Raw genomic sequence first — 14,150 nt, 5'->3', positions numbered from 1 at the left:
TCAGATTATGCGACCAGATCCCCGGCTCTCCGCAGGCAGGCCCCGGTGCGCACTCGATTCCGCCTGCTTGGAGGCACCCACGGCGCTATTTCCGTTAATGACAATCTTGACGAATTATTAGCGGCCGACCGAGTGCCGAGACACTGAAGCACTCCGGGGATTCCGCCGGTCCGCACCGCCCGCGTGGGTACCGCCGCGGCGGTGACGCCACGGATACGATCGCCTACGCAGCGCATGCGAAGGGATGTGCCGTCATGGTGCCGAGGCGTCCGCCCCGAACCCGGACGGGCTCTTCCCGCCGCCCGCCGACTTCGTCCAGAGCGGTCCGGCCGCTCCCCAGGCCCGACCCGAGGAGGCCCGGATGGCCGACTTCATCGCCACTGTGCTGCGCGCCGACGACCTGCTCTCGCTCACCTTCGAGTTCTTCAATCTGAAACTCGACCAACCCGCGGGCCAGCCGCCTCGGCTGGTGCGTGTCGACGCCGCCCAACCGGCCTTCCTGGTGGTCGTGCTGCCCCCGCAGCACATCGCCGAGACGGCCTACCCGCTGGATCCGGTGTCGGGCACGGTGAGCACCACGGACCTGACCCCCGTGCCGGCCGCGATGAGCCGGTCCTTCATGGCCGGCCCGAGCCGGCTCGGCTTCCGAGTGCCCGATTCGCTGCCGAGCCTTCCGTTCACGCTCGCGGCGCTGCTCGACTGGGAGCAGTTCGTGCCCAGTCTGGCGGCCAACGCGCTGCCGGATCCGCCCGACCTGACGGCCGGTCAGCCGCGCCCGGCATCCCCGACGGACCAGCAGACCGCGCTGGAGCTGCCCTACCGACTGCTGCTCTCCCCGGTCGGTCCGGCCCGCTGGTCGCACGCCACCGAGGCCGTCACCCACCAGGGCGTCACGGAGCTCTGGCACACCCGACTGGGCACCGCCGACGCCACCGACCCGTCGGTGCCGCCACCCCTGCGCGCGATCTGGACCGACGACCTGGACGGCCCCGCGCACCCGGCCGCCACCCAGCCGGAGGATCACCCGCCCTTCGCGAACGATGTGCTGACCGCCACCGACCGCCGGGAGATCGTCACCAACTCGGCGGACTTCGCGCCGCCCGGGGCCGGCGGGCCGGTCGCCGCACCGGCGCTGCGCGCCTCGCACCTCACCCTCTCGCCGCTCGGCGCCTGGGCCGACCTGCAGGGCAGCTGGGACGGCACGGCCGACTCCGAACTGCAGTCCTGGCGCCACACCGTCGCCCAGGGGCGCGACCAGCAGGTCCGGATCGTCAGGATGGGCTCGCTCTTCCCGCTCGGCCACCGCGCGGCGCTGGTGGAGGTCTTCGACCGGCAGTTGGCCGTCGGCGAGCGGACGGCCGACTTCCTCACCGGCACCAGCTGGATCGCCGTGCTGGAGTCGGAGCGCGACTACGACCAACCGGCCCTGGCCGACCGCACCGCGCTGCTGCCGCTGCGGCAGGTCCGGATCACCACCAAGGCGGTCCCGGTCGGCCCCGACGCCGGCCCGGTGCCGTTCCACCTACTGGGCCGGGACCGGTCGGGCACCAGCGTGGACTTCCAACTGCCGCTGCTCTTCGTCGGCGTCGATACCCCGTTCGAGCAAGCGCTCAGTCAGTACGGGGAGCTCGGCGCGGCGGAGCTCGACAGTCCACGCCTGAGGCTGGCGCCGGCTGCCGACAGCATCCTGCCGGTCCAGCAACTCACCTTCTCCGCCCAGTCCTTCGATGATCTGACACCCCCCTATCTGCCGCAGGTGCCGACCGCCGTGGTGCGGATCCCGGCCATCGACCAGTTGCTCGGCTCGGCCGAGCTGGTCCTCCCGCAGGAGGTCCGGCTACTGGCGGCGACCGCCGCCTCCGAGGCCTTCGCCACCCTCACGACCCCGCTCAGCGTCGCCGTTCCCACCGACCGGGCCGGTGGCCTGGCCACACCGACGTTCAGCTTCGACAGCCTGACCGGCGCCCTCGGACCGGTCCCCGCCGGATTCGCCCAACTCGCCACCGGCGGCGTCACCGCGGACTCGCTGCTCGGCAACGCCCCCCTGCTGGGCGGCATCACCCTGGCGAAGGTGATCGGCGAGCTCACCGAGAACGCCCACCTTCCGACCCTGCAGCAGACCGTCTCGCCGCAGGGCGTGACGACCAGCGCCTTCGACTGGCAGCCGCCGCTCGGCGCGCCGCAACTTCTGCTGCTCAGCCTGACCGGCGACTCGAAGCTGTCGATCCACGGCAGCACCACGGTCTCGCCCTCCCCGAGCGGGCAGCCCGGCGAGCCGATGGCGAGCGTGTCCGGTGAACTGACCCACTTCGCGCTCGACTTCGCCAAGGTGCTGACCGTCCACTTCGGCTCGCTGCAGTTCACCTCCGGCACCGGGCAGAAGACCACCGTGGTGCCCGTCGGCGTGCGGGTGACCTTCGAGGAGGAGCTCAGCCTCCTCAACGAGCTCGCGAAGATCATCCCCACCGAGGGCTTCGGCGGGCTTCCCCAGGTGCGGCTCACCCCGGCGGGTGTGACGGTCAGCTACTCGCTCGGCCTGCCGAGTGCCGGGGTCGCGGTCTTCAGCCTGGCGAACATCGTGCTGACCGCGGTCCTCACGCTGCCGTTCGACGGCACCCCGGTGCGGCTGCGGCTGGCCTTCTCGGAGCGCGGCCATCCCTTCCTGGTCACGGTGTCGATGGTGGGCGGCGGCGGGTTCCTGGCGATCGAGGTGGACAGCACCGGCCTCCGTGCGCTCGAGGGCGAGATCGAGCTCGGGGCCAACCTCGAGGTCTCGCTGGCCGTGGTGACCGCCAGCGTGCACGTGACCGGCGGCTTCTACTTCTCGCTGACGGAGGGCGTCTCGAAGTCGATGGCCTTCTCCGCCTATCTGCGGATCGGCGGGGCCGTGGAACTGCTCGGCATCGCCGGGGTCTCGATCGAGATCTACCTGGCGATGACCTACGAGCCGGACCGCAACCCACCGAGCATCGGTGGCCGGGCGACCGTCAGCGTCGGCGTCCACCTGCTGATGCTCACCAAGCACATCACCCTCAGCACCGAGCGCCACTTCGCCATCCCCGGCGGGCAACCGCCTCCGCAGCACCTCATCACGCACCTGCAGCAGGACGCGGCGCTCCCGGCGGCGAACAGCTTCGAGCAGCTGGTCACCCCCGCCGACTGGACCACCTACTGCCAGGCCTTCGCCTGACCGTCGAGCCTTCTGTCAAGAACAGGAACCGATATGACGCTTCGTCAGACGATCGTCTGGACCGCGCTGCCGAACGGCATCACCGGCGTCCCCAGCGACCGCCGGCCGCAGCTCTCGGTGCTGGTCTCACCGCAGTTGCAGTCGGACCAGCCGGACGATCCGCTCAGCGGCGACTTCGCCGACTGGCCGGCCCGGCTGAACTCCGGGCAGGTCGGCTTCACGGTGACGGCCGCGGGCCTGTCGACTCCCGCGACCAGGATCGGCCCGCCACCCGAGTCGGACCTGTGGCGCGCCCTGTTCGGCGGCTGCGTGGTCGGCGACCCGCCCGCGCCCGAACAGCTGGCCGACTCCCGGGTCTACAGCAGCTACCCCGTGGCCGAGGTGCACGCCACCATCAAGCAAGGGCACCGCCTGCTCGCCACCGACAACTCGGCTCTGAACCTGACCGGTTCGAGTGTCCAGCGGGCGTACGGTCGGCTGGTCGCAGCGGTCTCCCCCGCCCCGCCGGGCGTGCCGCACCCGGCCTTCGCCGGGGCAGCACTGGCCGACGAGCAGGACGGGACCCGGCTCCGCGCCCTGCACCACGCCGCGGCCGACAACCTGCTGCGCCCCGACGGACGCACCGAGCTGGCGGCCCGGGTCGCCGACGCCGCCGCGCTGGCCGCCCGGCTGGCCGAGCTCGACCCGAGCGCGCCGACCCCGGTGCTGCCGGCCGCCGCGGACCCGCTGGCCCAGCTCGCCGCCTTCCACCAGGCGCCGCCCGGCTCCGGGACGGCACCGCCGTCGAACCAGCCGGTCCCCAAGCTGACCTTCCATCAGCTGCTCACCCTCCTGCTGGACTTCCCACCGCTGCTGCGCCGGCTCGGACTGGTGATCGACCTCGAACTCCCCAGCCACCACCAACTGCCGCTCTCCGCCAGCAGCCCGGCCACCCCGCAGACGCTCCAGGTGGTCCCCGTCCTCAATCCACCACTGGCCGACAGTTCGGTGAGCCCGGCCACCGCCTACCTGCTGGAGGGCGTCGACACTTTCGAGACCGCCCCCGCCCCGGCCACCTCCACCGCGCCCGCCGGTGCTCCGGCGCCCACCGAGTCCGTCCGCCGACTGCTCAACCTGGCCCTGCAGGAGAGCGGCGAGCCGCAGTACCAGGCGGTGCAACTGGACGTCGACGGCGGCGGTTTCAAGGTGCTCGGGCTGGCCGCCACGGTGCCCGACCAAGATGCCGAGCCGGTCCGCGTCCCGGCACTGCGCACCAGCGGGGTGAGCATCGCGCGCAGCGGCCACGGCCTGCTGCTGATGAACCGGATCGCGACGGCCGCCGGTCACCACACCGACCTGACGGACGGTCACCCGGTGACCTTCTTCGCCGAGGACCTCACCCGGGGCTACCGCTTCGACGTGCAGGACACCGCGACCGGATCGTGGCAGTCGCTGCACTGGCGCAACGGCACCTACACCCTCCCCGATCAGCCGGACGGCCCGAGCCTGCCGCCCCTCACCGACGAGGGCACCGTCCAGGTCGCGATCACCCGCCGGCCCGGTCCCGACGGCATCGAGCCCGACCCGACCGCCCCGCTGCACATCCACGAGTCACTGCTGCACTGGCAGGGCTGGAGCATGGCCGCGCCCCGGCCGGGCAGTCCCGCGCAGGACCCGTCGGTGCCGGCCCCCGCCGACCCGCCGCAGCCCAGCACCCCGCTGCGGACCTCCTTCCTGGCCAAGCCGGGGAGCCTGCCCCGGCTGCGGTTCGGCCGCGGCTACCGGTTCCGCGCCCGGGTGGTCGACGTGGCGGGCAACTGCCTGACACCGGACGAGGCCACCGACCGGCTGCACGCCGTCGCGCAGGACCTCCAGGCCCTGCCGGTACTGCCCAGCGGCGACACGGAGTTGCGCTACGGGCGGTTCGAACCGGTGCCGGCCCCGGTGCTGGTCCCGCGCGAGCAATACACCGAGGGCGAGTCGCTGGAGCACCTGGTGATCCGCAGTCGGGCCGGGAGCAGCGCCACGGACTACGCGAGCCTGCTCACCGCACAGACCGGCGGGCGGCTCTACCGGGCCGGCTGCGACCGCCACCTGGTGCCGCCCAAGACCTCCCAGCTGATGGCCGAGGCCCACGGGATGTTCGACGCCTCCTTCGGGACCGGCGGCGGCTGCGACCAGACCTATGCGATCGCCCGCCGGGAGAACGGCAGTCTGCTGGACCCGGGGCCCGGCGTGGAGGTCGTGCCGGACGGCTACGCGCTGCACCACGAGGACCAGTTGGCCCTCCCCTACCTGCCCGATCCGCTGGCGCACGGCGTCGCGCTGTTCGGGGTGCCCGGCCTGGCCGGCAGCGCCGACCCGGCGGGCCTGCTCAACCAGGCGGGCCAACTGGGCTTCGGCCGCAGCCCGTTGCTGCCCGCCACCCTCGCGGCGCTCGGCGGCTCCTCGGTGCACCTGGACTTCGCCGGCAGCTGGCCGGACCGGCGGCCGCTGCGCCTCCAACTGGCCGACCCGGGGCCCGGGGACACCCTGGAGGCGGCGCCGCCTGCGCCCAGCTGGGATCCGCAGGCGCGGGTGCTGACCGTCTTCCTGCGGCCCGGCCAGCAGGCCGCGCTGCGCCTGAGCTGCTACCTCTCGCTGACCAGCGACAGCACCGACCTGGACCAGCTGGGCCTGTGGCGGTGGGTCACCGAGCCCGGGCAGCAGCAGGTCAGCGCCGACCAGATCGAGACCGCGCTGCTCGGCGGCCACCGGATGATCACACCGCTCCGTACCGTGCGGCTGGTGCACGCGGTCGAGGCCCCACTGCGCGCGCCGGCGCTGAACCAGGCGGACCTGCGAACCCTTCGCCGGGCCGGCGCGACCAACACCTACCTGAGCGGGACGATCCGGCTGCACGGCGCCACCACGGCCAAGGTGGAGCTGCACGCCTCCTGGACCGAGCAGTTGGACACCCCGACCGGTCCGCAGACGGTCCAGCGCTTCGCACAGGTCTTCGACCTGCCGGTGGCACTGCCGGGCGAGGGCGAGGACACCATCGTCCCCGCGACCGAGGACCCGGAGGTGGTGCCGATCGCGAGCTACCAGCCGTTCCCGGTGGACCTGCTCACCCTCCAGGGCCCCGAACCGGGCGACGAGTCGGGCCGCACCTTCCTGTCTAACCAGGAGTTCGGCGACACCCGGCACCGCCGGATCGCCTACCAGGCCCGGGGCGTCAGCCGGTTCTGCGAGTACCTGCCGGAGCAGGTGGCGACGGACCCGAACCGGGTGGGCGTCAGCGGCGACACCGTCGAGGTGGACGTCCCGAGTTCGGCACGCCCGGCCGCGCCGGTGGTGGTCTCGGTGCTGCCGACCTTCCGCTGGACCCGCAGCACCGCGCCGGACGGCACCCGGACCAGCCGGCGCACCGGCGGTGTCCGGGTCTACCTGGCTCGCCCGTGGTACTCCTCCGGCGACGGGGAGTTGCTCGGCGTCCTGCTCGGCGACCCGGACGGCCAGGACTATCCGCAGCCGGCCCCGCTGGCCCCGTTCGTCACCCACTGGGGCGCCGACCCGGTCTTCAACTCCGAGGCGCTGACCCACGGGCCGGCCGAGTCCGACTTCCCGAACGCGGTCGACACCCGCAACGACGTCCCGCTGACCAACGGCACCCTGGTCGAGGTGGTCGGGCACCCGGTCCAGTTCGATGAGCAGCGCGGGCTCTGGTACTGCGACATCGAGCTGACCGGCGCACCGGAGCAGACGTACTGGCCGTTCCTGCGGCTGGCGTTGGCTCGCTACCAGCCCAACTCGCTGCCGGGACTGGAACTCTCCGAGGCGGTGCTGACGGACTTCGTCAACCTGCCGACCCCGCGAACGGTCACGCTGACCCCCGATCCGGCCGGGCCGGACGCCTTCACCCTGCTGGTCGAGGGACGGCACTACCGCAACAACTCCTGGGAGTCCGGGTTCGCCTCGCCCTCCGACTTCTTCACCGACCACAACGGACCGCTCCTCAACCCGTCCCGAGACCTGGTCGACGTCATGGTCCAGGAACGCCTGCCGGGCACCTCGGACCCGCTCGGTTGGCAGTCCGTCACGGCCTCCGTGACGAACGTGCAGGCGCTGCTGGTCGGCGACCGTCCGGAGGCGGCGCTCGGCCTCACCGGGGAGCAGCAGCTCTGGCACGGGACGATCACGCTGCCGGCAGGGCACCAGCCCGGCCGGTTCCGGATCGCCGTCCGGGAGTCCGAGCACTTCGCCACGGACGTGATGGAGAGCAAGAAGCTCCAGGAACCGGACGCCCCCGGGTCCTTCCCAGGTGAGGTCCCGGGCGAGCATCCTGCTCCGCACCACCCCGCGACGATCGTGCGGAACTGGCTGCCCGGCGGGCCCCGGCTGGTCTTCGCGGAGACCTTCGAGTTCTGACCCTCCGCCAGCTCCCGGTGCGGCGCGTGCTCAGGCCTTGCGCAGCGCGTGCCCGCCGAAGCCCTGACCGCCCGCGGTCTGCCACCAGGCGTCCAGCCCTTGCTGGTCCATGCCCGACCAGTCCGGGGTCTGCTGGACGTGGCTGACCCCGAGCCGCTGGCCGAGCTGGAGCATCGCCTGCCCGACCGGCGCCCGCTCGGCGTCGTAGTCGGCGAGCCCGTCCTCCACGGTCGCGGCCGAACGCAGCGCGCGCTCCAGCACGCCGGCGTCCTGCAGGGCCTTGACCGCGCCGCTGCCGGTGTGCGGGCGGGCCACCGTGGCGGCGTCCCCGAGCAGCACCAGCCGGCCGCACGCGTACCGCGCGGCGGCCATCTCGTACATCGGCTGGATGAAGCCCTTGTCGGGCGGGGTGAGCCGGATGACGTCCTGCCAGAAGGGCGGGAAGTGGCGCTCGGCGATCGCCAGTTCCTGACGACGCAGGCTCTCGGTGAGGCCACGGCCCGAGGCCGCCTCGGGGTCGTCGAAGTTCAGCTCGCTGTCGTGCTCCGGGGTCGTGTAGAGCACGTAGTTGATGTCCTCGCCGGTCCCGCCCGGACCCGGGATCCGGTACACGATCATGTGGCCGCCGGGGAAGACGACCGTCGCCGCGTCCAGCTCGGGAAAGGCCTCGGCCGCGTCGGGCAGCAGCTCGACGGGGACGGTGCCGCGCCAGGCGAGGTAACCGCCGTACTGCGCCCGGTCCTGCGGCTCGATGGCGGCCCGGACCAGCGAGCGGTAGCCGTCCGCCCCGACCACCAGGTCGAACCGCTCCTCGGTTCCGTCGGCCAGCCGCAGCAGCGCCCCGTCCGGCTCGGCCAGCACCTCGGCCACCCCGGCCCCGGCGCGGTACTCGACCGACTCGGGGATCCGGTTGCGCAGCCCCTGCCAGAGGCTGCCCCAGTTGTAGGTGCGGAAGCCGAACGGCTGGTCGCCGATCCGGCGCCCGGCACGCCGCTCGCCGTCGCGCACCACCCAGGCGCGCCGCTCCACCCGGACCCACGGGATGTCGGCGTCGAGGTAGCCGAGGCTCTCCAGTTCGGCGTAGCGCTCGGCGTGCATGGCGACTCCGACACCGCGCCCCTGCAGCTCGTGCTGGGCGCGCTCGAAGACCACCACCTGCTCGGCCCCGGCACGCGCCACGGCGAGTGCGGCCGCGCACCCCGCGATGCTGCCGCCCACCACTGCCACTCGTCCCAACCGCACGTGCCCCGCCCCTGTCGCTCAACAACTGACCTGCACGAGTATGGCGGGGCAGTGATCACGTGGTCCAGAGGGACTCGGCCTGCGCGGCGGCCGCCCGCAGTGCGTCACCGTCCAGCTCGACCCGATGCTCGGCCAGCCCCTCGGCGCTCCAGGCACAGACCAGGGTGACCGGTCCGGTCTCGGGCAGGCCCCAGACCCAGAACTTCTGCTCCCACGTGCCGCTCCCGCCCCCACCGGAGGTCCCGTGGATCAGCGGTGGTCGGACGTCCTGCTCCCGCAACCGCAGCCCCAGGAAGCCGTCCGCCGCAGCCCGGCTGCCGTCGGGGAAGAGCACGCCGAACCGCAGCTCGTCGCCGGACGGCTGGTCCGGGCGCCCGCCGTGCCAGCCGAACGGGCCGGAGCGCCGGTCCCGCGCCACGCCCGGCGCCCAACGAATCTGCACGGTGAACTCGAAGCCCTCCGGGTAGGCCCGCAGCCCATCGGTGAAGACGGCGACCTTCGGACTGCGCAGCAGCATCCGGGTGAGCGGCAGGCTGACCGGCATCACATCGTCCGGGCGCATCCAGACCGGCGGCTTCGGCCGCTCGGGCCCGGCCGGCTCCTCGGGGCGCGGTATCGAGTCGAAGAAGTCCATTCCCGGATTCTGACACAGCGTCAGTTCGGCTCTGCGTCGGTCCTGGTGAGCCCGGCACGCTCGGCGAGGACGCCGCCCTGGAAACGGCTCTCGGCGCCCACCGCGAGCAGGACCTCTGCGATGTGACGGCGGCAGGTGCGCAGCGACATGCCGAGCCGGCGCGCGATCACCTCGTCCTTGGCGCCCTCGGCGAGCATCCCGACCAGCGCCCGGCGCAGGTTGTCGCCGACCTCCCGGTAGGCGGCCTCGGTGCTGCCGCGGAACGGGGTGGCGGTGGCCCAGAGCTGGTCGAAGACCCGGCACAGGTAGGCGACGATGTCCGGGTCGCGCACCAGCACCGCGCCGTCGCCGGTGCCGTCCTCCGCGCGGGTCGGCAGGAAGGCCACCGAGCGGTCGAAGACCACTGCCCGGTCGGGGAGTTCGGGAGCGGTGCGGTACTCGGCGCCGCCCGCGGTGAGGGTCTCCACATAGCCCTGGGTGGCCAGGTTGCTGCGCGCCGAGTGCTGGTAGAGGGTGCGCATCCGGACCCCGCGCTGCAGCATCGCCAAGTCCCGGCTGACCGCCTCGGCCAGCCGTCCGGGCTGCCGGCCGCCGCCGGGCTGGATGGTGAACACCTCCTCGCGGCAGCGGGCCGCCTCCTCGGTGAGCATCGCGGAGACGGTGCGCAGGTCCGGCAGCCGGTCGCCGCCCGCCTGTCGGCCGCGCTCGCGCAGCGAGGAGCGGTAGCGCGGCATCAGCGCCTGCAGCTCGTCCCGAACCGCCTGGGCATGCCGGCTGGCCTCGGCGATCCGGGCCTCCAGCGGCCCGAGCGCCTCGGCGGCCGCGGCCTCGGGGCTGGTCGGGATCAGCAGGTCGGGCCGCCCGGGGGCGGGGCGCAGCAGGCGCAGCGCGAGCAGCACCTCGGCGGCGTGCTCGAGCTCGCCGGCTGCCAGATCGGGCAGGCCGGAGACGAACTCGCCGTCCGGAATCGCGGCGATCCGGCCCAGGTCAAGCACCCCGTGCGCCAGAACATGGTCGAACAGTGTGAGAGCCGTCTCATCAAGCGTAGGCAGCTGTCCGAGTTCTGTACCGTTCTGCACGAATCACCCCTCTTTGCGACCCCCGAACTTCCCTGCCATGCACGCTATTGCCACTGATCACCGCTGGACCAGCGGCACCCCGCCGGGGTGGACTATGACTCTCGGACGGGGTGTCAACTCCCGACGTCCGGGACCGGCAGGCCGACCACGGCGTTCGCCGGGAGCTCATCTGACCTGTCGAAACTCTGGAGCCGGCCCATGGCCTCGATCCTCCGCCGCAGCGGCACTCTGCTGCTGCTCGCCGCCGCCCTGCTGACCGCCGGGACGACGACCCACGGGCAGCACTCGGCCGCCACGGCAGCCCACCGGACGGTGGTGGCCGGCTCGGACACCAGCTGGGGCGACCACTACAAGCCCCCGCGCTACTGACCCGCACTCCCCCATCCCTCAGGAGGAGAACACCATGCACCACCGTGCCCGCACCACCCGCGAGGACGACAACAGCTGGCTCGCCGTCCCGTCCGGGGCCGCGGCCCGCTGACGGCGGCCCCTTTGACCGGTGCCCCGCTGACCGGCGTCCCCCCGGCACTCAAGCCACTCGGGTCTGCACCGGCTGCGCCGCCGGCCGGGTTCGCCCGGCCCAGGCGGCCAGCGGCGGGCCGGCCAGTCCGAGCCCGGCGAAGAAGAGACCGAGCAGCACCCAGCCACCTTGCCCGAGCCCCAGGCAGACCGTGGTGAGCACCGCCGGGGCGAGCGCCTGTCCAGTGTCGAAGCCGAGCCCGAGCAGCCCCTGGTACTGCCCCTGGGCGTGCTCGGGCGCCAGGCCGAAGCCGAGCGTGAACCCGGCCGAGGACTGCCACACCTCGCCCAGGCTGTGCACGCCGATCGCCAGCAGGAGCACCAGCACCGCCGCCGCACTGGGCAGATCGGCCGCCAGTGCCATCAGCGGGCAGCTGACCAGGAAGAGCAGCCCCGCCTGCCGGAACCCCCGCCCGCCCTGCTCGGTGGTCTCCACCTTGCTGCCCACCCTGACCTGGAACAGCACGCAGAACGCCGAGTTGAGCGCGTTGACGGCCGCGACCGTCCAGCGCGGCGCCTCGGTGTGCAGGGTGATCCAGATCGGCAGCAGCAGCGAAGCCACCTGGTACTGCAGTCCCATCGCCCCGTCCAGCACCGCGAAGAGCGCGAACGGCCGGTCCCGCAGCACCGCCCAACGGCGCTCCAGCGGCGGCCGCGGCCTCGCCGGATAGGCCGGCACCCGCAGCAGGAACAGCCCGCAGCCGACGTAGCTGGCGGCGTTCAGCAGGATCAGCGCGGTGTACGCGGCCCGGGTGTCGATCTGCACCGCGAACCCGGCACCGACCGTGCCAAGCACCACGCCGATGTTCACGAAGGTCCGCAGCTTCGCCCGGAACACCGCCGGCCGCTCCCCGCCGACCCGTGCGACCATGGCTCCGCGCGCCGCGTTGTTGGCCGACAGCGCCAGCAGGTCCAGCGTCGCGATCGCGGTGAACGCGCCCCAGCCGCGGACGAAGACGAACGCCAGCATGGTCGCCGCCTGCACCGCCAGGGTCAGCAACATCACCGCCCTCGGCCCCCGCCGGTCCGCCAACTCGCCCGCCGGCACCCCCGCGAGCAGCCCGACCACCCCCGCAATGGTCAGCCCCAGGCCCACCTGCCCCGGCGACAACCCCACCACGCGGGTGAAGTACAGCACCGAAGCGGTGTTGAACAAGCCGTTCCCCACCCGGTTCACAAAGCTCGACACCACCATCGCCCGTTGCGGCCCGGGTTCGGGCAGGACGCGGGACAACCACCGGGCGAAAGATCGTTCGAGCACAGCCCGAGACTAGCGGCCGGGCCAGATCCCGTCGATCGCCTGCTGGGCGCAGGCGACGTCCTCGGCCGGGTCCGGGGCGCCGCTGACGCCGATCGCTCCGGTGATGGTGGAGTCGGGGCCGCGCAGCGGGATGCCACCGCCGAAGATGACGAAGCGGCCGTGGGCGGCGGTGTGCAGGCCGAAGAGCGGGCCGCCGGGGGCGGCGGCGTGGGCGAGTTCGTGGGTGGGGGCGCTGTTGGCGACGGCGGTGTAGGCCTTGTCGGGGGCCAGGACGGTGCCGGCGATCTCGGCGCCGTCCATCCTGGCGAACGCAACCAGTTCGCCGCCGGCGTCCACCACGGCGGCGGAGACCAGGAGTTGGCGTTCGGCGGCGGCGGCGAGCGCGGCCGCGCAGAGCAGTTGGGCGGTGGCGAGATCGAGGCGGGGGTGCGGGCGGAAGTGGGGGTGGCGGTGCGGGTCAGGCTGCGGGTGCGGGTGCGGGTGGAGAGGCGGCTGCATGCGGCCAGCCTCGCGGCCGACCGCCGGGCCCGGTACTGCTCAGCTGTCAGCAGCCCGGGAGCAGCCCTTACAGTCCGTCAGAAGATCTTCGCCAGCCGCCGCAGCCCCTCGCCGATCTCCGCCGGGGTGTGCGTGGTGAACGACATCCGCAGCGCGCCCGGATCGGCCGGGCCGGCGAAGAACGGCGCACCCGGCACGTACGCCACGTCCTGCGCCACCGCGGCGCGCAGCAGCTCGCCCGCGTCGTGGCCGGCGGGCAGCCGGACCCAGAGGAACATCCCGCCGTCCGGCCGGTTCCACTCGCTGCCCGTCGGCAGCGCCGCCGGCAGGCCGGCCAGCAGCGCGTCACGGCGCTCCCGGTAGGCGCCGGTGATCCGGGCCAGGTGGGCGGCGAGGTCGTTGTCGGCCAGGTAGCGGGCGGCGGCGGCCTGGTCGACGGTGGAGGTGTGCAAGTCGGCTGCCTGCTTGGCGATCACGCAGGCGCGTCGCAGCGCCGCCGGAGCGCGCAGCCAGCCCAGCCGCATCCCGGGGGCCATCACCTTGGAGAAGCTGCCGAGCAGCACCGTGCGGTCGGCGGCCTCGGGGAACGAGGAGATCCACGGCTGCGGCTCGCCGCTGTAACGCAACTCGCCGTACGGGTCGTCCTCGACGATCCACAGCCCGTCCCGCTCGGCGACCTCGGCGATCGCCTGGCGGCGCGCGGCGGGCAGGGTGCGGCCGGTCGGGTTCTGGAAGTTGGGCACCAGGTAGAGCAGCTTCGGGCGCTCGCGGCGGACCAGTTCGGCCAGCGCCACCGGGTCCACCCCGTGCTCGTCGCAGGGCACCGGCAGCACCCGGGCGCCGGCGAACCGGAAGCACTGCAGGGCCGCCAGATAGCTCGGGTCCTCCACCAGCACCACGTCCCCGGGCTCCAGCAGCGCGGTGGCGAGCAGGCCGAGGCCCTGCTGGGAACCGGTGGTGACCACCAGGTCGTCCGGTGTGGTGGCCAGGCCGCGCCCGGTGAACCGGGCCGCGATGGCGGCCCGCAGCTCGGGGTCGCCCTCGGTGGTGGAGTACTGCAGTACCTGCCGCGGGCGCTCGGCCAGTACCCGGTCGTAGGCGGCGCGCAGGCCCGCCACGTCGAAGAGTTCGGGCGCGGGCAGGCCGCCGGCGAAGGAGATCACCTCGGGCCGGGCGGTCAGCGCGAGGATCTCGCGCACCGCGGAGGGGCCGACGGAGGCGGCGCGGGCAGCCAGGGCGGGGGCATCGACGCGGATCGTCATGCCGGTCAGCCTAGGCAGAACTGATCATCCGTCGATAGCCCCTGCTCAGCATCCGGTCGCCCGGTGACTGTCCCGT

The 14,150-nt window shown here is 73.2% G+C and carries 9 protein-coding genes; 3 read left to right on the top strand and 6 right to left on the bottom strand.

The window, feature by feature from the left end:
• Positions 1-244: 244 nt before the first annotated feature.
• Both BR98_RS33320 and BR98_RS33315 read left to right on the top strand, forming a co-directional pair.
• The gene (locus BR98_RS33320) at positions 245-3,190 is read left to right on the top strand and encodes a hypothetical protein (protein ID WP_035850834.1); all 2,946 of its coding nucleotides are present in this window, start codon (positions 245-247) and stop codon (positions 3,188-3,190) included.
• A gap of 33 nt (positions 3,191-3,223) precedes the next feature.
• Positions 3,224-7,579 carry a hypothetical protein gene (locus BR98_RS33315; protein WP_035850831.1) on the top strand — a complete coding sequence of 1,452 codons (4,356 nt, stop codon included), beginning with the start codon at positions 3,224-3,226 and terminating at the stop codon, positions 7,577-7,579.
• Positions 7,580-7,609: 30 nt separating this feature from the next.
• On the opposite strand, the gene BR98_RS33310 is transcribed toward BR98_RS33315, so the two are convergent.
• The 3 genes from BR98_RS33310 to BR98_RS33300 are packed head-to-tail and all read right to left on the bottom strand — an operon-like array spanning position 7,610 to position 10,450.
• On the bottom strand, positions 7,610-8,821 hold the full coding sequence (locus tag BR98_RS33310) for an FAD-dependent monooxygenase (RefSeq protein ID WP_051970719.1): 1,212 nt from the start codon (positions 8,819-8,821) through the stop codon (positions 7,610-7,612).
• A 55-nt stretch (positions 8,822-8,876) separates the two neighbouring features.
• Positions 8,877-9,455, bottom strand: coding sequence for a hypothetical protein (locus tag BR98_RS36825; protein WP_051970717.1), 579 nt, complete (start codon positions 9,453-9,455; stop codon positions 8,877-8,879).
• 20 nt (positions 9,456-9,475) lie between these two features.
• Entirely contained in the window at positions 9,476-10,450 is a 975-nt protein-coding gene (locus BR98_RS33300) for a DUF6879 family protein (RefSeq protein WP_051970714.1), read from the bottom strand.
• A gap of 282 nt (positions 10,451-10,732) precedes the next feature.
• Here BR98_RS33300 and BR98_RS39875 point away from each other — a divergent pair, with 282 nt between their 5' ends.
• Positions 10,733-10,903, top strand: coding sequence for a hypothetical protein (locus BR98_RS39875; RefSeq protein WP_157538035.1), 171 nt, complete (start codon positions 10,733-10,735; stop codon positions 10,901-10,903).
• Positions 10,904-11,063: 160 nt separating this feature from the next.
• Here BR98_RS39875 and BR98_RS33295 read toward each other — a convergent pair whose 3' ends face one another.
• The 3 genes from BR98_RS33295 to BR98_RS33285 form a co-directional block, all read right to left on the bottom strand.
• Positions 11,064-12,314, bottom strand: a complete 1,251-nt coding sequence (locus tag BR98_RS33295) for an MFS transporter (protein ID WP_051970712.1) — start codon at positions 12,312-12,314, stop codon at positions 11,064-11,066.
• Positions 12,315-12,323: 9 nt separating this feature from the next.
• Complete coding sequence (locus tag BR98_RS33290; RefSeq protein WP_083977291.1) at positions 12,324-12,812, bottom strand: GlcG/HbpS family heme-binding protein; 489 nt, start codon at positions 12,810-12,812, stop codon at positions 12,324-12,326.
• Between the two features lie 77 nt (positions 12,813-12,889).
• On the bottom strand, positions 12,890-14,074 hold the full coding sequence (locus BR98_RS33285) for an aminotransferase-like domain-containing protein (protein ID WP_035850825.1): 1,185 nt from the start codon (positions 14,072-14,074) through the stop codon (positions 12,890-12,892).
• Positions 14,075-14,150: the final 76 nt, after the last annotated feature.

Source organism: Kitasatospora azatica KCTC 9699 (genome assembly GCF_000744785.1).
GTDB lineage: Bacteria > Actinomycetota > Actinomycetes > Streptomycetales > Streptomycetaceae > Kitasatospora > Kitasatospora azatica.
Note: the sequence above shows the minus strand (reverse complement) of the source record. Positions and strands in the feature narration are given on the sequence as shown.